The sequence below is a fragment of the Catellatospora sp. IY07-71 genome, assembly GCF_018326265.1.
In the GTDB taxonomy this organism is placed as follows: Bacteria; Actinomycetota; Actinomycetes; order Mycobacteriales; family Micromonosporaceae; genus Catellatospora.
The window spans coordinates 7,131,450-7,150,880 of sequence record NZ_AP023360.1 but is presented as its reverse complement, the minus strand read 5'-3'; the positions used below and the strand labels follow the sequence as shown (position 1 = coordinate 7,150,880).

The 19,431-nt window shown below is 72.2% G+C and carries 23 protein-coding genes and 2 pseudogenes; 16 read left to right on the top strand and 9 right to left on the bottom strand.

The window, feature by feature from the left end; translation table 11 throughout:
- Positions 1-60 precede the first annotated feature (60 nt).
- The 4 genes from CS0771_RS31850 to CS0771_RS31835 all read left to right on the top strand — a co-directional run bounded on the left by CS0771_RS31850 (position 61) and on the right by CS0771_RS31835 (position 2,439).
- Entirely contained in the window at positions 61-954 is an 894-nt protein-coding gene (locus CS0771_RS31850; protein WP_212844451.1) for a hypothetical protein, read from the top strand.
- A gap of 42 nt (positions 955-996) precedes the next feature.
- Positions 997-1,401 carry a RidA family protein gene (locus CS0771_RS31845; RefSeq protein ID WP_212844450.1) on the top strand — a complete coding sequence of 135 codons (405 nt, stop codon included), beginning with the start codon at positions 997-999 and terminating at the stop codon, positions 1,399-1,401.
- Positions 1,402-1,537: 136 nt separating this feature from the next.
- On the top strand, positions 1,538-1,696 hold the full coding sequence (locus CS0771_RS31840; RefSeq protein ID WP_212844449.1) for a hypothetical protein: 159 nt from the start codon (positions 1,538-1,540) through the stop codon (positions 1,694-1,696).
- 149 nt (positions 1,697-1,845) lie between these two features.
- Positions 1,846-2,439 (top strand): DUF4291 domain-containing protein, encoded by a 594-nt coding sequence (locus CS0771_RS31835; RefSeq protein WP_212844448.1) that lies wholly within the window; start codon positions 1,846-1,848, stop codon positions 2,437-2,439.
- A 1,156-nt stretch (positions 2,440-3,595) separates the two neighbouring features.
- On the opposite strand, the pseudogene CS0771_RS39120 reads toward CS0771_RS31835, so the two are convergent.
- The 3 genes and pseudogenes from CS0771_RS39120 to CS0771_RS31820 form a co-directional block, all read right to left on the bottom strand.
- Positions 3,596-4,099, bottom strand: a pseudogene (locus CS0771_RS39120) (SigE family RNA polymerase sigma factor); the annotation flags it as partial.
- Between the two features lie 80 nt (positions 4,100-4,179).
- Positions 4,180-4,923: an arylmalonate decarboxylase gene (locus tag CS0771_RS31825; protein ID WP_212844446.1), complete on the bottom strand. Its 744-nt coding sequence runs from the start codon at positions 4,921-4,923 to the stop codon at positions 4,180-4,182.
- Positions 4,920-5,465 (bottom strand): TetR family transcriptional regulator, encoded by a 546-nt coding sequence (locus CS0771_RS31820; RefSeq protein WP_212844445.1) that lies wholly within the window; start codon positions 5,463-5,465, stop codon positions 4,920-4,922. The genes CS0771_RS31825 and CS0771_RS31820 overlap by 4 nt, the downstream gene beginning before the upstream one ends.
- 82 nt (positions 5,466-5,547) lie before the next feature.
- Between CS0771_RS31820 and CS0771_RS31815 the strand changes: the two genes are divergently transcribed.
- From CS0771_RS31815 to CS0771_RS31805, 3 genes are all read left to right on the top strand, one after another.
- The gene (locus tag CS0771_RS31815; RefSeq protein WP_212844444.1) at positions 5,548-6,441 is read left to right on the top strand and encodes a DUF4437 domain-containing protein; all 894 of its coding nucleotides are present in this window, start codon (positions 5,548-5,550) and stop codon (positions 6,439-6,441) included.
- A 179-nt stretch (positions 6,442-6,620) separates the two neighbouring features.
- Positions 6,621-7,214: a fasciclin domain-containing protein gene (locus CS0771_RS31810; protein WP_212844443.1), complete on the top strand. Its 594-nt coding sequence runs from the start codon at positions 6,621-6,623 to the stop codon at positions 7,212-7,214.
- A 65-nt stretch (positions 7,215-7,279) separates the two neighbouring features.
- Complete coding sequence (locus CS0771_RS31805; RefSeq protein WP_212844442.1) at positions 7,280-8,887, top strand: molybdopterin-dependent oxidoreductase; 1,608 nt, start codon at positions 7,280-7,282, stop codon at positions 8,885-8,887.
- Between the two features lie 16 nt (positions 8,888-8,903).
- Here the strand turns inward: CS0771_RS31805 and CS0771_RS31800 are convergent, their stop codons facing one another.
- Complete coding sequence (locus tag CS0771_RS31800) at positions 8,904-9,314, bottom strand: hypothetical protein (RefSeq protein WP_212844441.1); 411 nt, start codon at positions 9,312-9,314, stop codon at positions 8,904-8,906.
- Between the two features lie 144 nt (positions 9,315-9,458).
- Between CS0771_RS31800 and CS0771_RS31795 the strand changes: the two genes are divergently transcribed.
- The 3 genes from CS0771_RS31795 to CS0771_RS31785 are packed head-to-tail and all read left to right on the top strand — an operon-like array spanning position 9,459 to position 10,521.
- Positions 9,459-9,821 carry a DUF2089 domain-containing protein gene (locus tag CS0771_RS31795; protein ID WP_212844440.1) on the top strand — a complete coding sequence of 121 codons (363 nt, stop codon included), beginning with the start codon at positions 9,459-9,461 and terminating at the stop codon, positions 9,819-9,821.
- Complete coding sequence (locus CS0771_RS31790; RefSeq protein ID WP_212844439.1) at positions 9,818-10,078, top strand: hypothetical protein; 261 nt, start codon at positions 9,818-9,820, stop codon at positions 10,076-10,078. The genes CS0771_RS31795 and CS0771_RS31790 overlap by 4 nt, the downstream gene beginning before the upstream one ends.
- Positions 10,079-10,095: 17 nt before the next feature.
- Positions 10,096-10,521, top strand: a complete 426-nt coding sequence (locus tag CS0771_RS31785) for a hypothetical protein (protein WP_212844438.1) — start codon at positions 10,096-10,098, stop codon at positions 10,519-10,521.
- Between the two features lie 28 nt (positions 10,522-10,549).
- On the opposite strand, the gene CS0771_RS31780 is transcribed toward CS0771_RS31785, so the two are convergent.
- Positions 10,550-10,786, bottom strand: a complete 237-nt coding sequence (locus tag CS0771_RS31780) for a hypothetical protein (protein WP_212844437.1) — start codon at positions 10,784-10,786, stop codon at positions 10,550-10,552.
- Between the two features lie 102 nt (positions 10,787-10,888).
- On the opposite strand from CS0771_RS31780, the gene CS0771_RS31775 reads away from it, so the two are divergent.
- The 6 genes and pseudogenes from CS0771_RS31775 (at position 10,889) to CS0771_RS31750 (ending at position 14,656) form a co-directional block, all read left to right on the top strand.
- Positions 10,889-11,218 (top strand): PadR family transcriptional regulator, encoded by a 330-nt coding sequence (locus CS0771_RS31775; protein ID WP_212844436.1) that lies wholly within the window; start codon positions 10,889-10,891, stop codon positions 11,216-11,218.
- An 11-nt stretch (positions 11,219-11,229) separates the two neighbouring features.
- The gene (locus CS0771_RS31770) at positions 11,230-12,090 is read left to right on the top strand and encodes a pentapeptide repeat-containing protein (protein WP_212844435.1); all 861 of its coding nucleotides are present in this window, start codon (positions 11,230-11,232) and stop codon (positions 12,088-12,090) included.
- Between the two features lie 15 nt (positions 12,091-12,105).
- Positions 12,106-12,873 carry an ABC transporter ATP-binding protein gene (locus CS0771_RS31765; RefSeq protein WP_212844434.1) on the top strand — a complete coding sequence of 256 codons (768 nt, stop codon included), beginning with the start codon at positions 12,106-12,108 and terminating at the stop codon, positions 12,871-12,873.
- Between the two features lie 29 nt (positions 12,874-12,902).
- Complete coding sequence (locus CS0771_RS31760) at positions 12,903-13,631, top strand: ABC transporter permease (protein WP_212846151.1); 729 nt, start codon at positions 12,903-12,905, stop codon at positions 13,629-13,631.
- A 302-nt stretch (positions 13,632-13,933) separates the two neighbouring features.
- Positions 13,934-14,254 (top strand): annotated as a pseudogene (locus CS0771_RS31755) (alpha/beta hydrolase-fold protein); the annotation flags it as partial.
- Positions 14,255-14,302: 48 nt separating this feature from the next.
- Positions 14,303-14,656, top strand: coding sequence for a S24 family peptidase (locus CS0771_RS31750; RefSeq protein WP_212844433.1), 354 nt, complete (start codon positions 14,303-14,305; stop codon positions 14,654-14,656).
- Here CS0771_RS31750 and CS0771_RS31745 read toward each other — a convergent pair.
- The 4 genes from CS0771_RS31745 to CS0771_RS31730 form a co-directional block, all read right to left on the bottom strand.
- A complete protein-coding gene (locus CS0771_RS31745) occupies positions 14,637-15,110 on the bottom strand; it encodes a methyltransferase domain-containing protein (protein ID WP_212844432.1) in 474 nt (157 codons plus the stop codon). The two genes, CS0771_RS31750 and CS0771_RS31745, sit on opposite strands and share 20 nt — an antisense overlap.
- Positions 15,111-15,209: 99 nt before the next feature.
- Positions 15,210-15,791 (bottom strand): RNA 2',3'-cyclic phosphodiesterase, encoded by a 582-nt coding sequence (gene thpR, locus CS0771_RS31740; RefSeq protein ID WP_212844431.1) that lies wholly within the window; start codon positions 15,789-15,791, stop codon positions 15,210-15,212.
- Positions 15,792-15,881: 90 nt separating this feature from the next.
- Positions 15,882-18,947 carry a M48 family metalloprotease gene (locus CS0771_RS31735; RefSeq protein ID WP_212844430.1) on the bottom strand — a complete coding sequence of 1,022 codons (3,066 nt, stop codon included), beginning with the start codon at positions 18,945-18,947 and terminating at the stop codon, positions 15,882-15,884.
- Entirely contained in the window at positions 18,944-19,393 is a 450-nt protein-coding gene (locus CS0771_RS31730) for a hypothetical protein (protein WP_212844429.1), read from the bottom strand. Before CS0771_RS31730 ends, CS0771_RS31735 begins: the two co-directional genes overlap by 4 nt.
- Between the last annotated feature and the right edge of the window lie 38 nt (positions 19,394-19,431).

Below are 19,431 nucleotides of genomic sequence, written 5' to 3'. Positions count from 1 at the left end.
CTGGCACTGCTCCCCGACCGCGGGACCCGGCCTTGACCACGGCGATAAGGTGATCACCGTTTGCCGGCCGGCGCGTGGTGGCGCCGCTCGCGCGCCTGTCACGTGTCCGGCTGCCGCGGCCCCGCCGGGCCGCCCGTCACCGAGGAGACGACGCTGAGAACAGACCCCTCGCGGCGGCCGTGGAAAGCCGCCGCGTTCGTGCTGGTCCTGACCGTGCTGGCCGGCTGCGCCCTGAACAAGGGCAGCGCGCTGGCCGCCGGCTTCGAGCAGGAGTGGGCCGGCACGCCGGACGTCGCGGAGATCGACGCGAAAGGCAGCAACTCACTGCCCTTCCTCGGTACGGCCAGCGGCACGCTGGTCGTCGCGGAGGGCACCCCGGCCGACCGCGTCACCGAACTGGCCGCCGACCTGAGGCGTTATGTCGCCGACCATGACGGGGTGGAAGGCCGGATCGAGGCCGACGGCGTCGCCTTCACCGTCGTCGCCGGCAAGGCCCGCACCGACGAGGTGGTGGCGCTGTGGCGGTCGCTGACGGCCGACACCCGGGTGCGGCGCGCTGACATCGACGACACGGCAGGCAACAGCGACCGCTGGCGGATCGACGTCGACACGGCCGACGCCACCGAGGCGATGGCCGTGTTCCGTGACCTGCTGTCCGGCGGCGGCCGGCACGAGCCGCTGTCGGCGGCGACGTTCCTCGGCGTCGGCACCTGGCTGGACGCGCGCCCGAGCCTGCACGTCGAGACCGGCGGCGACGGCCGGACCCCCGGCGAGGCGATCGCCGCGTACGAGGCCGTGCGCGCCCGTTACGCGATCATCGAGGCGCGCCTGAAGCCCGACCGCGCCACCATCAGCCTGGCCCCCGGCGCCGACCTGGACGGCGCCGCCGCACTCGCCAGTGCCGCGGCGCCGAGCCTCGGGGCCAACCTGGAGATCACCAGCGGCCGCGGCTGATCTCCTGCCGGCCGGGATCGGAGGCGGTGTTAGCGTGCGGCCGTGACAGCGCGACGCGTGATCCTCAGCGGCTCGACGTTCGAGGAGCAGATCGGGTACGCCCGGGCCGTGGTCGACGGCGACCGCGTGTACGTCTCCGGAACGACCGGTTACGACTACGCCACCATGACGATCTCCGACGATGTGGTCGAGCAGGCCGAGCAGTGCCTGCGCAACATCGGCGCGGCACTGGCCGAGGCGGGGTGCACCTTCGCCGACGTGCTGCGGGTGCGCTACCTGCTGCCCGACCGGGCCGACTTCGAGCCCTGCTGGCCCGTCCTGCGCAGCCGCTTCGGTGACGTCCGGCCCGCCGCCACGATGCTGGTCTGCGGCCTGGCCGACACCCGCATGAAGATCGAGATCGAAGTGGACGCGCGGATCCCGGCCGCGCCGTCGGCAGACGCATGAATGCCGGTTCCATGCAGTAGCCCGCTCACCCAAGCCCTCGTTCACGAACGGGCGGACGTTCGCACCGCAGGTTTGGGCAGCGGAACGGCCGGGTACGCCTCGCAGACCAGGACACCGTCGCCCGAGGGGGAGCGAGATGAGCGAGCAGCCGCTACGGGGACCCGAGGAACCGCCGACGTCGCCGGAGCCCGGCGAAGGCCTGGAGCCCCCGGATCTCGACGACGCGGGCGAGCGTCCGATCGATCTCGACGACTTCCCCGCAGATACGCCCGCCGAGGGCGGCGACGGAAGCTAGCCGCCACTCTCGGCGTTCCAGGCATGGAACCGCTCCACCTCGGTGAACCCCGGCTTCGCCGGCGGCCCCGCCGGAAAACGGCTCGTCCCGGCGCCGCTGTCACGGCAGGATCGGCGCTCGACCGGACCGTGCCGAGGACAGGCGGTGCCATGCCCCTGCGTCAGATCCGTGCCGACTTCGACTCCGGCACGATCGTCATGTACCAGGCCTATCCGGCGGCGATCGCGGACGCGGCGCTGGCCGCGGGCCGGTTCGTCGCGCCGTTCTCGTTCACCAGGATGACCTGGATCAAGCCGTCCCTGCTGTGGCTGATGCACCGCAGCAACTGGGCCCGCAAGCCGGGCCAGGAGCGCATCCTCGCGGTCCGGATCACCCGCGCGGGTTGGGAGCAGGCGCTCGCGCACGGCGTGCTCACCGCACCCGAACCGGCGATCCACGGCAGCGCCGCCGCCTGGAGCGAGGCGTTCGAGGCCGCGCAGGTCCACGTGCAGTGGGATCCGGAACGGACCATGCGCGGTGCGGCGCTGAACCACTACAGCATTCAGGTCGGCATCGGGCGTACCCTCATCCGCACCTTCGCCGACGAGTGGGTGACCGGCCTCACGGACCTGACCCCGACGGTGCACCGCATCGACGCCCTGGTCCGGGCCGGCAGGCACGCCCAGGCACAGCGGCTGCTGCCGGCCGAGCGGCCGTACCCGCTCGGCGCGGACCTCGCCCGGCGCATCCAGTCCGACACGTGACCCCGGGCGGTCAGGACGGCCACCGGATCTCGATGTCGGCCCGGGTGCGGTCGGGGCCGCGCTGCAGGGTGTACGGCGCGCGCTGGCCGATCGCGGCGTAGCCGGCGGTCTGGCGGCTCGCCCCGTCGGCGGCGATCACGGTCCAGGTGGTCTCCTGGGTGGTGCCCGCCGGGACGGCGAGCGGGCAGACGATCTCGATGCTGCCGTCGCCGTCGGCGTGGTGCACGGAGGTGGCGGTGCAGCCGATCCATTCCCGGCCGGACGGGTGCAGCGCGGCGGGCAGGCGGATCGTGAGCTGCCCGTTGGGCAGGCCGGCGGTGCCGGTGTTGGTCACCGCGATCCGCAGGCTGCCCAGGTAGCCGCCCGGCACGGCCTCCAGCCGCAGCGCTTCGGTGCTGACGGCGAGCGTCGCCGCGGCCGGGCTCTTCGGGAACCGGTAGGGCTGCGGCCAGGCGGCGATCCGTCCGCGCTGCCAGCGGTAGGCGCGGTGCTGGCGCTGCGCGTATCCGGGCTGCTCGCCGGGCAGCCGGTCGGCTACCTCCAGCTCGACGACCCCGTCCGCGTCGATGACCGGAGCGCCCGCCCAGGCGACGTCGGCGTCGTCGGACAGCACCTGGCCGAGCACGGCCGCGGCGTCCCCGCCCGTGTCGGTGCGATACGCCACCACCTGGTAGCCGCCGGCTCCGGTCGGCCCGCAGCGCAGCACCGCGACCCGGTCCATCCGGCCGTCGCGGTCGACGTCGCCGTCCTGGGAGTGCTCCACGGTCAGCCCGGGTCCGGAGCCCTGGACGTGGTGCTGCGCGTGGGCGTCGAGCCGGACCCGTCCCGCGGGGCAGTCCCGGCCCGCGGCGCCCCGCCAGGCGGGCACGGTGAGGGTGATGTTGAGGAAGCCGGTGAGTTCCGGTTCGGAAGGGGTGGGTGCCGGGCCGCTGAGGCTCGCTGCGGCCGGCAGGGCCGTGGTCCGTGGTGAAGGGCTGGGCGTCTGGGCCGGGTCCGGGGTGCGGTGGGTGCGCCCGAGCAGGAGCGCGCCGACGCCGAGCAGGCAGGCGAGCAGCACGGTGACCGTGACGGCCAGCCTGCGGGCGCCGATCCTGCGCGCGGTGGCCAGGGCCTGGTCGCGCAGGTCGACGGGCCGGGTCGTGTGGGCGACCCGCTGGTAGTGCTCGGCGAGTTCGGGTGCCACGACGCGTAGTCGGGCCAGGGCCTTGGCGGTCTGGCTCTTGACGGTGCCGGTGGTGATGCCGAGCAGGTCGGCAGTCTCGGCCTCGGTGAGGTCCTCGAAGAAGCGCAGCGTCAGCACCGCGCGCTGGCGCGGCCCGAGCCTGGCCAGCGCGTCGCGCAGGACCAGCCGCAGTGCGACCCGGTCGGCCTCGTCGTGGCCGGGCGCGGCGGTGTCGGGCGGGCTGTCGGTGAGCCGCTCGGTGAGCCTGCGCCTGCGCCAGGTGGTGACCTGGAGGTTGTACATGATCCGGCGCGCGTACGCCTCGGCGTTGCCGGTCTCGTGCAGCCTGGGCCACGCCCGGTAGGTGCGGGCGAGCGTGTTCTGCACCAGGTCCTCGGCGAGGTGGCGGTCACCGGTGAGGACGTGGGCCGAACGCAGCAGGGCGGGGGTGCGGGCACGTACGAAGGAGTCGAACTCGGCAGGGGCAGGACCAGGCATGACCCGGTTGACGACGTCGGCGGACGGAAAGGTTGCCCGCGTGCGGGCACTTTTCTGCGCGGCGCTCGCCGCTCGCCGGATCAGTGCTCGCGCAGCAGCCGTCCGTAGCCCGGCACCTGGTCGGCCAGGCCGTGCTCGCGCAGCGCGTGCCACAGCGTGGCGGCGTTGATGGCGATCACGGGCCTGCCCAGCGCCGCTTCCAGCCGGTCGGCCTGCGCGACGAACGACAGGTTGGTGCCGACCTGGACGATCGCCTCCACGCCGGGACCGTCGAGTTCGGCCACGACCTCGTCCAGGCGCTGCTCCGGGACCCGGGCGATGTCCATCGCGGTGGGGCAGCGCAGCCCGGTGATCGCCGCGACGTCGAAGCCCGCCTCGGTGAAGAACCGGCCGACCTCCCGGTCGGCGATCGGCTGGTATGGCGAGAACACCGCGATCCGGCGGCAGCCCAGCTCGTGCAGCGCGGCGCGGCAGGCGCTGGCGCCGGTGGTGACGGGCAGGCCGCTGCGCTCGCGCAGCCGCCGCTCGAACGCGGCGTTGCCCTCGACGCCGCCCCAGAACGTCTCGGCCGACATGCCCATGACGAGCCGGTCGGGCTGCGCGGTGAGGGCGTCGCGCACCGCGGTGTCGATGGAGGCGCGGATCTGGCCGAGCAGGGCCTGGAAGTCCTCGTCGCCGCCCATGACCGGATTCGGGATGTACATGGACCCGGCGCGGAAGGCGACGCCCGCGACGCCGGCGCGCCAGTAGTCGTGCTCGACGACGGTGTTGGTGCTCGGCACGATCACGCCGAACACGGCCCGGGGGCCGACCATGTTGGTCATGCGCGGGCCAGCCGGGCGGCGACGTCGTCGACGGTGCGGTGCGCCCGGGTGCGGGCGGTGGGCCGGTCCAGCAGCAGCGCGTCGACCAGCAACGGGGACACGATCGCGGCGACCGCGTCGTCGCGGTCGGCCGGGCCGATGCCGGCGGCGGTGAGCACGTCGTGGAACGGGGCGAGCAGGTCCCCGACGTAGCGGTGGCGCAGGTCGGTCGCGGCGGCGGCGACGAGGGCCTGCAGCATGGCGGCGACGGGGCGGTCGCGCAGCCGGTTGCACAGCAGGTCGACCTCGGCGTGCAGGTCGTGGGCGAGGTCGCCGGTGCGTTCGGCGGGGCCGAGCGGGGCGACGTCGATGAGCGCGGCGAGCACGTCGCCGGGCGTGGGCCAGTGGCGGTAGATCGTCGAGCGGGAGACGCCGGTGGCGGTGTGCAGGCGCTGCGGGGTCAGCGCGGCGGCCCCTTCGGCCAGCAGCAGTTGCAGGGCGGCGGTGAGCACGACGGCGGTCGTCTCCTGGGCGGGTCCTGCGGGGCGTCCTGGCCGGGTCATGAGTTGACGATACATCTTGTGCCGGAAAAACATAACCGCTACGTTCTGTATTGGAAACAGCGTTCCGAAGGAGGGAGTACCGGTGCGACCCCATGTCGAGCTCGTCGACGAGAAGGACCTGATCTGGCACCTGGCCGAGTTCCAGCACGCCAGCGGCACCGCCGAGCAGCGCAACCTCAGCTACGACGAGGAGGACGGCTCCGCCTCGCTCAAAGTCCGCTTCACCGGCGACTGGACCCGCCCGGCCGGCGTGCACCAGGCCGACACCGAGTGGTACGTCCTGTCCGGGCAGGTCACCATCGGTGACACCGTGCTCGGCCCGGACGGCTACTGGACCGCGCCCGCCGGTGTGCTCACCCCGCCGCTGTCGGTCACCGCGGGCACCGAGATCCTGCTGTTCCGCGAGCACGGCGACTGGCACTTCGAACGCGCCGACGCCTCGCTGGACACGGTGCGCGAAGACCAGCGGCTGATCGTGCTCGACACCGCGCAGATGCCCTGGATCGACGTGCGCGACGGCAGCCCGATGCGCTTCGACCTCGGCGGCACGCCCGTGCCCGGCCTCTACATCAAGCTGCTGCACCGCGACGCCAAGACCGGCTTCTACACCCGGCTCATCAAGGCCAAGCCCGGCTGGCGCGAGGTGCCGATGGCGCACCACCCGTGCAGCGAGGAGGCGTACTGCCTGGACGGCGGGTTCGACTACAACTACGGCAAGATGTGGCCGGGCACCTACTTCTGGCGGCCGCCGCTGATCCGCCACGGCGACTTCACCGCCGACGCCGAGACCGGCTGCACCTGGATCGTGCGCTCCGACAGCGACCTCGTCGACTGGTACACCGACAACGCCCGGGTCGTCATGCAGGGCGACGCCACGAACTGGGGCGAGGGCTACCCGCACAGCGCCGCACCGCGCTTCGTCGAGCCGGTGCGCTCCCGCTCCATCGGGCGCTGGGCCGACCCCGGCTACCAGTGAGGCTCACGAGCCGATCACGACACACCACATGAGCGCGGCCCGGCGGGATCACCTGCCGGGCCGCGCTCGTGTCACCGGATCGCTAGAAATCGGAAAAAATCGTCCCCAGCCCACCCATCCATGGCGGAACCGGTGCCGAATCAGTGGTGAAGACTCCACCGGAGAAAGGAACCACCGCCATGTACGGCAAGAGGAAGCTCACCGCGCTGGCCGCCGCTGCCACCTTCGCGTTCTCGCTGGCGCTCACCGCCTGCGGCAGCGGCGGCGCGATGACGGCGATGCCCGCCGCGGCCGGAGACGGCACCTTCGGGCCGGCCTGCGCCGGCCTGCCGGCCGACCCGGCCGACCCCGGCAGCCTGGAGGCGATGGGCCGGCAGCCCGTCGCCACCGCGGCGTCGGGCAACCCGCAGCTGACCACCCTGGTCGCCGCGGTGCAGCAGGTGGGCCTGGTGGACACGCTCAACAACGCCGAAGCGGTCACCGTGTTCGCGCCCGTCAACGGCGCGTTCGCCAAGATCCCGAAGGCCGACCTGGACAAGGTGCTGGCCGACCAGGACATGCTCAAGAAGATCCTGACCTACCACGTGGTGGCGGGGAAGATCGCGCCCGGGCAGCTGGCCGGCACCCACAAGACCCTGGAGGGCCAGGACCTCACCGTCAGCGGCAGCGGCAGCGACTTCAAGGTCAACGGGACCTCGGCGATCGTGTGCGGCAACATCCCGACCCGCAACGCCACCGTCTACCTCGTCGACAGCGTCCTGATGCCGTCCTGACCGAGACCGGAAGGGCACCTGCGCAACCGGGGGTGCCCTTCCACCGGCAACGAAGGAGGCCCGCCATGCGCCGCCGCCCACTCGCCGCCCTGACCGGCCTGCTCGCGGCCGCCGGTGGCGTCTGCGCCGCCGAGCTGACCGCCTCGCTCACCCGCCCGGCGGCCTCGCCGCTGGTCACCATCGGCGGCACCGTCATCGACGCCACTCCGACGCCCGTCAAGGAGTACGCGGTACGGACCTTCGGCACCTACGACAAACCGCTGCTCATCACCGGCATCGTGGTGACCCTCGGGCTGCTGGCCGCGCTGGTCGGCGTACTGGCGACGCGCCACCGCACCGCCGCCGTCGCCGCCATCGGCCTGGCCGCCGCCGCAGGCGCCGCGGCCGCACTGACCCGCCCCGACGCGCAGCCCCTGGACGCCCTGCCCGCCCTGCTCGCCGGAGGTGTGACGGCAGCCCTGCTCATGTGGCTGATCATGCGGTTGCCCGGGTCCGCCGAGCCGGCCGCGTCATCCGTGCCCGTGCCTGCCGGACCCGCCGACCAGCCGGCCGGTGCCATGGTCACGCCGGAGTCAGGTCAGCCGCCAGGCGGCACACCGCCCGCCGTGACCCAGCGGCGGCGCTTCCTCATCGCCGCCGGTACGACGTCGCTCGGCATCGTCGCGGGCGCGACCGGGACGGCGCTGCTGCGGCGGCACGGCACCGAGGCCGCCGACGCGGTCCGGGAGGCCATCACTCTGCCCGCCCCGGCCGATCCCGCACCACCCGCACAGACCACGCCCGGCTTCTACACCCCGACGGAGGACTTCTACCGCGTCGACATCGCGCTGACCCTGCCGCGTATCGATCCGCGTGCCTGGTCGCTGACGATCGGCGGCATGGTCGACCGGCCCGCCCGGCTCAGCTTCGACGACCTGCTCAAGCTGCCGCTCATCGAGCGCGACCTCACGCTCAACTGCGTGTCCAACGAGGTCGGCGGCCCGTACATCGGCACGGCCCGCTGGCTCGGTGTCCCGTTGGCCACACTGCTGCGGGCCGCGGGTGTGCAGGCCGGCGCCGACCAGGTCGTCGCCCGCGCCGCCGACGGCATCACCATCGGCACCCCGGCCGCGGCGGTCCTCGACGGCCGCGACGCGATGCTCGCCCTGGCCATGAACGGGCAGCCCCTGCCCGCGGAGCACGGCTTCCCCGCCCGCATGATCACCCCGGGCCTGTACGGGTACGTCGGCGCGGCCAAGTGGATCACCTCACTCGAGCTGGCCACCTTCGCCGGGTTCGACGCGTACTGGGTGCAGCGCGGCTGGGCCGCTCAGGCGCCCGTCAAGACCGCGTCGCGGATCGACCGGCCCACCCCGCTGGCGCGGCTGACCCCCGGCCCGGTGGCCGTCGCCGGGGTCGCGTGGGCGCAGCGGCGCGGCATCAGCGCCGTGCAGGTCCAGGTCGACGACGCCCCGTGGCGTCCGGCCCGGCTGCTGCCGACGTCGTCCACCGACACCTGGGTCCAGTGGGTGTACGACTGGGCGGCCACCCCCGGCAACCACACCCTGCGGGTACGCGCCGTCGACGGCACCGGGGTGATGCAGGCCGAGCGCCGGGCCGCGCCGTTTCCCGACGGCGCGACGGGCTGGCACACGCGGCTGTTCACCGTGGACGCCACCCGGCCGCCGGGCTGAGGGCACCGGCACACCGCTACTTCAGCAGGTGGGTTCGGTCCGGGACGGTCTCGTCGGGCTCGCGGCTCTGCGGCCGGCCGTACCGGCGGATCTCCTCGGCCCAGTGCCGGGCTGACGCGTCCGCCTCGGCCCGGCCGACGACGACCTCCTCGTAGCGGTAGCCGGCCTGATCCGCCATGCCCAATGTGTACGCGACCACCGGCCACCGTCCGGTGTGCACCCGCCACGGCCACACGACGGCCGTCGCCGCGAGCGCGGGAACCCACTCCAGCAGCTGGAACGCCAACCGTCCGGGCAGTGTGGGAAACATGTCGCCCTCGTCGTGGGCCAGGCCGATGATCGCGGACCGCGGACGCCAGGCGATGCGGCGGCGGCCGACCCGCCACAGCTGCACGGCGCCGTCTGGATCGCGGCCGGTCACCAACATGTGGCCAGTATGCAGATCTCGGTCAACCGCACAGCGCCAACATTCAAGATCAAATCAGAAAAATTAAGATCTGTGCTTTGACATCTTAAGAAAATCAAGATACTAATTAATGGTCAGGATGGCGTCGAAGGTTAGGAGCCGAGGGTGGACTGGCATGAGCTGACCAACCTGACGCACGGGCAGCCGTTCGTGGTCGAGCGGGTGCGTCTGGCCGGCAGCGGTGTGGCGATCGAGGGTCGGTTCGAGCCGCCGCAGCTGGCTCAGCTCAGCGTGGACGACCAGGTGTTCGTCGCGGCGTTCGTGCGGTCGCACGGTTCGATCAAGGAGATGGAGCGGATCTTCGGGGTGAGCTACCCGACGATCAAGTCCCGGCTGAACCGGATCGCCGAGCAGCTCGACTTCGTCGACACGGACCCGCCGCCGCGCGGCGCGGACGTGCTCGAGCGCCTGCGGCTGGGGGAGATCAGCGTCGAGGACGCGCTGGCCGAGCTGGAGCGGTCCCGATGATCCCGCAGCTGCTCACGGTCCGCTACCGCCGCTCCGGCGGCCGCCTGCGGCGGCTGTACATCCCGTTACTGCCGGTGCTGTTGGTCCTGTCGCCGGTGTTGCTGCTCGCCGTGCTGGGCGGGCTGATCGCGTGCCTCGTCTACGGGGTGCGGCCGGGCGGCGCGCTGCGCGGCCTGGGACGGCTGGTGTGGGCGCTGCCCGGCACCAGCTTCGAGATCGAGCAGGGCCCGGCGGCCGTGCTCGTGAGCATCAGATGAGTGTGGGGAGAAGTGAGATGAACGAGCAGCGCCGCCAGATCCTGCAGATGCTGGCCGATGGCAAGATCACCGCCGAGGAGGCCGAGCGCCTGATCGACGCCGTCCAGCGCGAGGGGGCGGACCCCGTGTCCGGGGGTGCGGCCCGCCCGAAGTCCCGGCCGAAGTACCTGCGCGTCGTGGTCAACGCGACCGACCTGGTCGAGGGGCCGTCCCGGATCAACGTCCGCGTCCCGCTGCAGCTGCTGCGCGCCGGGGTGCGGCTGACCAGCCTCATCCCGCCGCAGGCGCTGCACCAGGTCAACACGGAGCTGCACCGGTCGGGCGTGCCCATCGACCTGACGCAGCTCAAGCCGCAGCAGCTGGAGGAGCTGGTCGAGCACCTCGACGACATCAGCGTGGACATCGACTCGGCCGACGGCAAGGTGCAGGTGTTCTGCGAGTAGTACACGCGCCGGGGGATGCCTGTGCTCCCTAGGCGCCGGTCTCGTCTTCAAGTTCGGCCAGGATGTCGGCCGCATCCTGGTTCCCGGCGGCCGCCAGGCGGCGCAGCTCACCGAAGTCCTCCTGCTCCGCCGCTGACTCGACCAGCTGGTCGGCGGCGTCCCTGCTGCCCGCGTCCGCCGGTCGCCGCAGCTCGGCCAGGTCACCCGTCTCGGCCGCCCGCTCGATCAGCAGCGCCATCTCGTCGTGGCTGAACTCGCTGCTCATGCTGCCTTTCTTCGCTTGCCTCGCCTGCCAACTTACCACGTCTAACCAACTACCTTGACAGGCACAGTAGTGGGATCTACGGTGTAACGCAGGAGGTGAGGTATGAGTACGAGCAAAATCACGTCCGACCTGCTGCGCGGCAACACGGACACGATGATCTTGCGGTTGCTGATGGAGGCGGACCGCTACGGCTACGAGATCGTCAAGCTGATCGCCGAACGCTCGCAGGGCGAATACGAACTGAAGGAAGCCACGATGTACTCCAGCGTCCGCCGCCTGGAGGCCGACGGCGACATCACGTGGTACTGGGGCGACGAGTCCCAGGGCGGCCGCCGCAAGTACTTCAAGATCACCGAAAAGGGCCGCGCCACCTACGCGCACAACAAGACCACGTGGGAGTACGCCAAGCGTGTGCTCGACACGCTGCTGTGAGAGGACACGACATGACCGACCGGCTCAACCAGTACCTCGACGGCGTCTTCGCACCCTACGAGGGCACCCGGAGCGTCACCGAGCTGAAGGCCGACCTCCTGGCCGACCTGCAGGAGCGATACCGCGAGCTGCGCGCCGAGGGCAAGGACGAGGCGACCGCGTTCGAGCTGACCGTCGACAGCATCGGCGACATCGAGGAGACCGTGCAGGAGGTCACCAACCTCTCCCGGACCCTGGAGCGCCAGGTGGTGACCCGCTTCGACGCCAGCGCCCTGGAGGGCAGCGACTTCGCCGGCGTCTCGGCGCGGTCCGGCCGGTTCGGGTCCAGCGCGCTGCGCGGCTCCGACTTCTCCAACGCCGACCTGACCGGCAGCAGGTTCAAGAGCAGCGACATGAAGGACACCGACTTCGACGGCGCGAACCTGACCGACGCCGTCCTGACCACGGCCGAGCTGAGGGGCTCGACCTTCCGCAGGGCGCGGCTGGTGCGCACCGACTTCAGCATGTCGGGGCTGCACGAGGTCCGGTTCGAGGACGTCGCGCTCACCGACGTCGCGTTCCGCCAGACCGACCTGCGGCGCACCGTCTTCGCCCGCTGCACCTTCACCGGCGTCGACTTCAGTCAGTCCGACCTGCGCGGCCTCACCTTCGACGGGGAGACCTTCACCGGCGTGAAGTTCGACCAGGCGGGGCTCGAGGGGGTCTCGCTGCGCGGCGCGATCCTGCGCGACTGCTCCTTCCGCGGCGGCTGGAGCAAGAAGTACTACAAGGCCCTGCGCACGGTGAACTTCGACGGCGCGCGTCTGGACAAGCTCACCTTCGCGGCCCTCAAGGGCCTCGGGTTCACCCCTGACAACGTGATCGTCGAGTAAGGAGCAACCACCCCCATGGACACCCCACCCCCCGCGATCCACGTCAGTGGGCTGCGCAAGTCATACGGAAAGCTCGAAGTCCTCAAGGGCGTGGACTTCACCGTCGCGGCCGGCAGCATCTTCGCGCTGCTGGGCTCGAACGGCGCCGGCAAGACCACGGTCGTGCGGATCCTGTCGACGCTGCTGAAGCCGGACGCCGGCACGGCGGCTGTCGCCGGGTTCGACGCGGTGGCCCAGCCGGAGCGGGTCCGCGAGTCGATCAGCCTCACCGGCCAGTTCGCCGCGGTCGACCAGATCCTCACCGGCCGGGAGAACCTCGTCATGGTCGCCCGGCTGCGCCAGGTCGGCGACCCCGGCCAGGTCGCCGACGGCCTGCTGGCCCGGTTCGGCCTCACCGAGGCGGGAGGCCGCCGGGTGGCGACCTACTCGGGCGGCATGCGCCGCCGGCTCGACATCGCGATGAGCCTCATCGGCGACCCGAAGGTCATCTTCCTCGACGAGCCGACCACCGGCCTGGACCCCGAGGCGCGCATCGAGGTCTGGAAGGAGATCCAGGGCCTGGCCGACAGCGGCACCACGGTCCTGCTGACCACGCAGTACCTGGAGGAGGCCGAGAAGCTGGCCGACCGGATCGCGATCCTGCACCAGGGCACCATCATCGTCTCCGGCACCCTGGCCGAGCTGCGCGGGCTGCTGCCCGCCGCGAAGGCCGAACTCGTCGAGCGCCAGCCCACCCTGGAAGAGATCTTCCTGGCCGTCGTCGGAAACAAGGAGCAGTCGTGAGCGCGCACGTCCTGTCCAACACCGGTGTCATGCTCGGCCGTTCCATCCGGCACGTCACCCGCAGCATGGACACCATCATCACCGTCACGATCATGCCGATCGCGTTCATGCTGCTGTTCCGGTTCGTCTTCGGCGGCGCGATCCAGGCCGGCACCGACAACTACACCAACTACCTGATGCCCGGCATCCTGCTGATCGCGATCTCCAGCGGCATCTCCTACACCGGGTTCCGGCTGTTCAACGACATGCAGAGCGGCATCTTCGAGCGGTTCCACTCGATGCCGATCGCCCGCTCGGCGGTCCTGTGGGGACACGTGCTGACCTCGGTGGTGTCCAACGCCATCTCCGTCGTCGTGATCATCCTGATCGGGCTGCTGATGGGCTTCCGGACCTCGGCCGGGGTGCTGGACTGGCTCGCCGTGGCCGGGATCCTGGTCCTGTTCACGCTGTCGCTGACCTGGGTCGCGATGATCGCCGGCCTGGCGGCGTCGTCGACCGACGGGGCCACCGCGTTCTCATACCCGCTGATCTTCCTCCCGTTCATCAGCTCGGCGTTCGTGCCCACCGCGACCATGCCCGCCGCGGTGCGGGCCTTCGCGGAGAACCAGCCGGTGACGTCGATCGTGAACGCGCTGCGGGCGCTGTTCGACCAGCAGCCGGTCGGCACCGACATCTGGGTCGCGCTCGGCTGGTGCGCCGGGATCCTCGTGATCGCCTACGCGTTCGCGATGCGGGTCTACCGCCGCAAGATCGCCTGAACCGGGCGACCCGCCCCCGTGCGGCAGTTTCGGGGAAAGTGCAGGATTCCTGACCTTGAGGACTGCAGTTTCCCCGAAACTGCCGCGCGGGGCGGTTCGCGGGCCGGGTCAGGCCAGGGTGCGGGCGGTGAGGGTGTCGCGGCCCGCGTAGACGGCGCGCTCGCCCAGCGTTGACAAACATCGAAGGTGGCGGTTTCATCGTCGGATGTCGCGGTCCCGTCGCCTCGGTGTCGATCACGCCGTGGCGGCGGGCGGTCCCGGACCCGAGGGAGAACGGGCCAACGCGACCTCCGCCGCCCCTCGACCTCGGCGGCGCCACCGTCTACGGCGCTCCTCTCTGGGACGAGGCCCGGGTCAGCGCCGACAACCCGGTGCAGCGCATCGAGAGCTACCGCAACAAGCGGATCTTCCTGGCCGCCGGCACCTCGCCCGACCCCGTCAACTGGTTCGACACCATCAACGAGACCCAGGTCCTGGCCGGGCAGCGGGAGTTCCGCGCCGCGCTCGGCCGGGCCGGCATCCCGCACGAGTGGCACGAGCTGCCCGGCGGCCACTACTTCCGCCACGAGATGTTCCTGCGCGACCTCGACGGGATGCTCGCCCGCCTGCGCCGGGCCGGCTGACGCATAAACGAGTGGCTGCCGGCGGGCGGGCACGCGATCCTGTCGGTCATGGGAGCGCTGGATGCGGTGGCGGCTCGGGTCGCGGCCGGGGCGACGGTGGTGTTCCGCCCGACGGGCAACTCGATGGTGCCGCTGATCCGCAGCCGCGACCGGGTCACCGTCGCACCCGTCGACCCGGCCGCGGTGCAGCCCGGCGACATCGTGCTGGCCCGGGTGGCGGGCACGGTCTACCTGCACCTGGTGTCGGCCGTCGACCTGCCGAACGGCCGGGTGCAGATCAGCAACAACCGCGGCCGGGTGAACGGCTGGACCAGCCACGCCAGGGTGTACGGCATCTGCACCCGCGTCGAGGACGCCGACCGGCCGCGTACCGAGGGAAAGGTCAAGCCGTCGGAGTCGTGAGGGGCCTGCGCGCCTCGATGAGGAAGCGCTGGGAGTGCGACACGAACGAGCCGTCCCGCTGGATCTGCCGGTGCAGGTCGGCCAGCCGCTCGCGGTAGCGCTCGACGCTGAAGTCGTCGACGGTCCAGATCACCTTGCGCAGGAACACGATGACCGCCGCGACGTCGTGGAACACCACCCGCAGCGTCGCCTCCCGGACGTCGCGCACCTCCAGCGCCGCGGCCTCGGCCCGCGCGACCCGGTAGCCGGTCAGCCAGTGCTCGGGAATCTCCTGCGGTCCCTGGAAGAAGCGGGTCAGCTCGATGTTCGTGCCCGCCCCGATCTGCTGGGACAGGAACGTCCCGCCGGGCGTCAGCACCCGGGCGATCTCGGGCCAGTCCGTGACGGTCGGGTGGCGGCTCACGACCAGGTCGAACGACGCGTCCGGGAACGGCAGCGGCGCGTCCTCGGCCACCTGCGCGCCGCCAGGAGCCGCTCGAAGTCGTCCATGATCACCAGCCTGCCGGCCGCGTCAACCGGATTCGGTGCGAGCGCCGCCTCGGCCAGGGCCGTATCAGCCGCGGGGGAGCGGAGCGGCGAAGATCTCCGTGTAGTGGTTGCTGATCGGATGGTCGCTGCGCATGAGTGACAGCGCGGCGGCCGGCCAGGCCGGTCCCGCGTACGCGTCGAGCCGGTCCAGCACCTCGCGCCACTGGTCCGCGTCGAGCCGGTCGCCGGGCCGGGCCAGCGTCAGATGCGGCTGGTACGGACGGTCGTCGAACGGCACCCCCGCCCCGGCCAGCGCGCCGCGCAGCCGCGTCGTGAGGTCGTGCAGCACGGCCACGTCACCGTCGAGGCCGGTCCAGGCGGCGCCGGCGCGGCCGTTGTCGAACCGGCCGCCGCCGGTCAGCCGCAGCCGGGGCGCTCGCACCGTGCCCGCCGCGGCGGTGCGCATGGCGGCCTGCGCGGCGGCGGTCTGCGCGCCGTCGATGGTGCCGAGGAAGGCCACGGTGACGTGCCACTGCTCGGGCGGCACGGGCCGCAGGGACAGGCCCTCGGCGTGGGGACGGCAGAACGGCAGCTGCGAGGCTACGGCGGCCAGGTCGGCGACCGCCGCCGCAGGCGGGTAGATCGCGATGAACAGGCGCTGCGTCACGGCAGCAAACCTAGCGGTCCTGGCCACGGCCGCCGCCGCAGGCCCGGTTCGGCACCCGCGGCCCGACCCGGCGCCGGAGTCTCGACCGTGTCAGGGCAGGGACCCCACCGTCCTGGTGAGCACGTCGAGCAGCAGCTTCTCGTCGACGGGCTCGCTGAACGCGCTGAAGGTGACCTGGATGAGGGTGTGCCCGACCCGGATCAACATGATGATCAGCGTGCCCTCGAACGAGATGCCCGAGATTTCGGCGGTCATCGTCAGATCCGTCCGCCAGGCCTGGTCGCCGAGCGCGGGTGCGCGGGCCGCGTGGACGGTGTAGTGCAGCGGCGTGCCCTCGCCGGTCGTCTGCGTGAACCGGGGACAGGACGCCCGTGCGTTCTCGGCCGCGGTCAGTGATTCGGCAGGCACAGGCTGCGCGAACGAGCGGACCGTGACGTAGATCGACGAGGTGGTGATCTTGTCACCGTCGGTCCACCGGCCTCGGGCGACGATCGGCTGTCGCTTGTCGAGGTCGGTCAGGTAGGTCTCCTCGACCAGCGCCGTGCAGCGTTCGGGGTCGTCGAGGACCGAGGTGTCGCTGCTCGTCGACTCCGGCTCCGTGCGCCAGTGCGGGGGCAGCACGGTGGCTCCGGCGTCGGCGACCTGCTCAGCCTCGGCCTGGGTGAGCACGCGAACCGCGGCGGCGGCGGACCGGGTGGGGGCCGGAACGGCGGCCGCGGGGGTGTCGGTCATCGCCGACAGGGTGCTGCCCGCTGCGACGCCGACGACCACCAGCGCCGTGACCGTGGCGGTGAGGACCGTGGAGCGGATCCACGGCCGACGCGGGCGGGCGGCGGGTACGAGCGCGGCCGCCCGCCTGAGCAGGACCACCAGCACGCCGACGGCGAGCGCGGCCAGCGCGCCCTGGATCACGATCCTGTCCAGCAGGAAGCTTGCGTAGGACAGGTCGATCCGGGCGCTGCAGGTCGTCTCGCGCAGCCGCAGCAGCGGCGTGCACCGGCCCAGGATCGAGGCCGCCTGCTCCCCGATGATCACGGTGGCGGCGCAGGTGAGGGCCGCGACCTGGCCGAGCAGCAGGCCGCGCCGGTGTCGTGCCGCGACCACCCCGCCCACGGCCGCCTGGATCGTGACGGCCAGCGCGAGCTGGGCGTACGAGTGGTACAAGACGAGACCGGGCGATCCGTAGGCGACCTGGTGCAGCACCGCGCGCAGGACGAGCGTCAGGACCGTGAACAGCCCCGCCCCGGCGAGCCCGGTCAGCACCGCGGCCCGCGTCTGCGCGGCGCGGGGCAGGTCCGGCCGGTCGGCGGGAAGGCCGCGCGGGGGATCGTCGGTCGCGCTCGCCGGAACGCGGCCGGGCGCTGCGGGACGGCGCAGCAGCGCGGTGAACGGGAAGAGGAAGGCCACCACGACCGCCGGTACGGCCAGCGGGCGATCGGAGAACAGCTGCAGCGGTGGGTACACGGTGGAGAACAGGCTGAAGCCGGGCCCCTCCCACAGTTGCTCGCCGAGGGTCGTGAAGTCGGCGGCGGTGAGGTGGTAGAACCGGCCGATCAGGTACGGCGCTGGGCGCAGTTCGAGCCAGATGCCGAACCATACGGCGAACAAGGTCACCGTGGCCGCGACGCCGGCCAGCCAGGCCCACCGGCTGTGCGCCCCGCGCAGCACGGGCAGCCAGGCGCGTGCCGCGGCGGCGCTGAGGGCCGCCTGGATGACGATCCCGGCGGTGAGCGCCACCGCGCCGACCAGCCCGGCGGTGAGGCTGATCCCGGGGACCTCGACGCTGCCGGCCAGCGGCATCCTGCCCGCAGCGAAGTCGCTGCCGAAGACGCCCCACGTGCCGACCGTCTCGAGGCTCGACGCGAGGTCGCCGAGCAGGCAGCCGAGGCTGAAGCCCAGCGCACCCGGCAGCACCGACGCGCGTGTCCCGTACGCCGACAGCAGCTCGGCGCGCCACGCCGCCGCGGCCAGCACGCCCACGACGACCGGTGCCGCGAGCCAGGCCAGGTACCGGCCGGTGGGGGTGCCGTCGTGGGGGAGCCCGAAGGCGGCCAGGAGACTCAGCGGGCCGATGGCGATCATGGTGGTCAGGCCGGCGCCGAACAGCTCCCCGAAGCCGGGACGCAGCGTCGCCAGCGGATGGTCGACGGCGTGCAGCCTGGCCGCTGCGGCGGGGTGTACGCCGAACCGGCGGCGCCACCACACCCGCGTGTCCTTCGCCGCGGCCGCCATCACCCGGCGCAGCCCGTCGGCGGCTCCGTGCTGGGCGGCGCGCGCGTCGGCGTGGAGCTCGCGAGCGCGCAGCACCGAGTTGCGCACCAGGTAGACGATCAGCACGAACAGCGCCGTGCGCAGCCCTGTGTTGAGGGTGTACTCCAGGTAGTCCGGAGCCGTCCACGGCGCCCTCGCCGGATCGGTGAGGATGCGCGGATACAGGATCACGACCGTCATCGGCAGGAGCGCGACCACGACGAACGCCCGCCACAGGGCCGTCGCGGCGTAGGCGATGTCGACGTCGCGGTTACGCAGATGGGCCAGTTCGTGCAGGACCACGGCGCGGAACGTCGCCGGGTCGGTGATCCGTAGGGGCGCCAGGCCGGCATTGATCCGGACCCAGTACCGGCCGGTCCGGCCGAAGGCGAGCCCGCCCGGTGTGTGCGCCGCCGGATCGAGCACGAACCGGGGCGGTCTGCGCAGTCCCATCTCCGCGGTGAGGTCGAGCAGGCCCGCGTGCAGGCGGGGGAAGTCTCCGGCGGTGACGGGCACCAGCCCGGCCCGCCGCCGGGTCCACCACGGTGCGGCCAGGTAGAGACCGAGCGCCACGGCCAGCAGCAGCGCCAGCCCGGCCAGGATCCACCACGCCTCGCCCTGCTCGAACGGGGCCAGGCAGCGACTGGCCTCAACCCGGTCGCGTTCTGACGCCGCGATCGCGTCGGGATCGAGGGACAGGCCGAGACCGCTGCGCCGCAGCAGTTCACCGCAGCGGGCGTAGGTCAACCTGCCCGACACGGCGTTGCCGGGCAGCCGCATGTACAGCACGCTGAAGGCGTAGCTGCCGGTGCCGATGATGGCCGCGACCAGCGACAGGAAACGCAGGGTGGTGCCGGAGACCACGGCGGAGTCAGCGCGGGGCGGCGCGGGGTCGACCACGGTCACCCGTCGTTGCGCAGGGCTCCGGCGACGGAGTCGGCAAGCAGCCGTGACCGGCCTTCGTCGATGCCCGCCTGGGTGCACTTGTCGAGCACGATGGAGCGCACGTGGGCCAGCTGGGCGTCGTCGATCGCCGGGGTAGCGGGTTCGGCGGCCTCACGGCGGGTCCGCCGCAGCGACAGCCGCGCCCGGAGCGTGGTGCCGTACTGCTCGGTGAGGTAGCGCATCACCTCGGTGACGGCGGCCAACACCACGGGGGTCATGAGGGCGGCCACGGTCTCCACGCCGAAGCCGAGCATCTCGTCGTCGCCCGAGCCGCGACCGCTGAGCAGGGCGGGGTCCTTGCGGTAGGCGGCGTCGAGCACCGTGAAGAGCTCGTCCTCCTCGGGAGCTACCTGTGCGGCGACCCAGCGGGCCAGGTCCTGTTCGGCGGTGACGATGTCGGAATCCACTCACGGAAGGATAGGTTCCGATCACCGTAAGTCAGAAA

Coding starts and splice junctions, on each gene's coding strand:
- CS0771_RS31810 (WP_212844443.1), top strand. CDS start 6,621: ATGTACGGCAAGAGGAAGCTCACCGCGCTGGCCGCCGCTGCCACCTTC.
- CS0771_RS31790 (WP_212844439.1), top strand. CDS start 9,818: ATGATCCCGCAGCTGCTCACGGTCCGCTACCGCCGCTCCGGCGGCCGC.
- CS0771_RS31785 (WP_212844438.1), top strand. CDS start 10,096: ATGAACGAGCAGCGCCGCCAGATCCTGCAGATGCTGGCCGATGGCAAG.
- CS0771_RS31835 (WP_212844448.1), top strand. CDS start 1,846: ATGCCCCTGCGTCAGATCCGTGCCGACTTCGACTCCGGCACGATCGTC.
- CS0771_RS31780 (WP_212844437.1), bottom strand. CDS start 10,786: ATGAGCAGCGAGTTCAGCCACGACGAGATGGCGCTGCTGATCGAGCGG.
- CS0771_RS31825 (WP_212844446.1), bottom strand. CDS start 4,923: ATGACCAACATGGTCGGCCCCCGGGCCGTGTTCGGCGTGATCGTGCCG.
- CS0771_RS31840 (WP_212844449.1), top strand. CDS start 1,538: ATGAGCGAGCAGCCGCTACGGGGACCCGAGGAACCGCCGACGTCGCCG.
- CS0771_RS31760 (WP_212846151.1), top strand. CDS start 12,903: ATGCTCGGCCGTTCCATCCGGCACGTCACCCGCAGCATGGACACCATC.
- CS0771_RS31770 (WP_212844435.1), top strand. CDS start 11,230: ATGACCGACCGGCTCAACCAGTACCTCGACGGCGTCTTCGCACCCTAC.
- CS0771_RS31750 (WP_212844433.1), top strand. CDS start 14,303: ATGGGAGCGCTGGATGCGGTGGCGGCTCGGGTCGCGGCCGGGGCGACG.
- CS0771_RS31775 (WP_212844436.1), top strand. CDS start 10,889: ATGAGTACGAGCAAAATCACGTCCGACCTGCTGCGCGGCAACACGGAC.
- CS0771_RS31765 (WP_212844434.1), top strand. CDS start 12,106: ATGGACACCCCACCCCCCGCGATCCACGTCAGTGGGCTGCGCAAGTCA.
- CS0771_RS31820 (WP_212844445.1), bottom strand. CDS start 5,465: ATGACCCGGCCAGGACGCCCCGCAGGACCCGCCCAGGAGACGACCGCC.
- CS0771_RS31805 (WP_212844442.1), top strand. CDS start 7,280: ATGCGCCGCCGCCCACTCGCCGCCCTGACCGGCCTGCTCGCGGCCGCC.
- CS0771_RS31800 (WP_212844441.1), bottom strand. CDS start 9,314: ATGTTGGTGACCGGCCGCGATCCAGACGGCGCCGTGCAGCTGTGGCGG.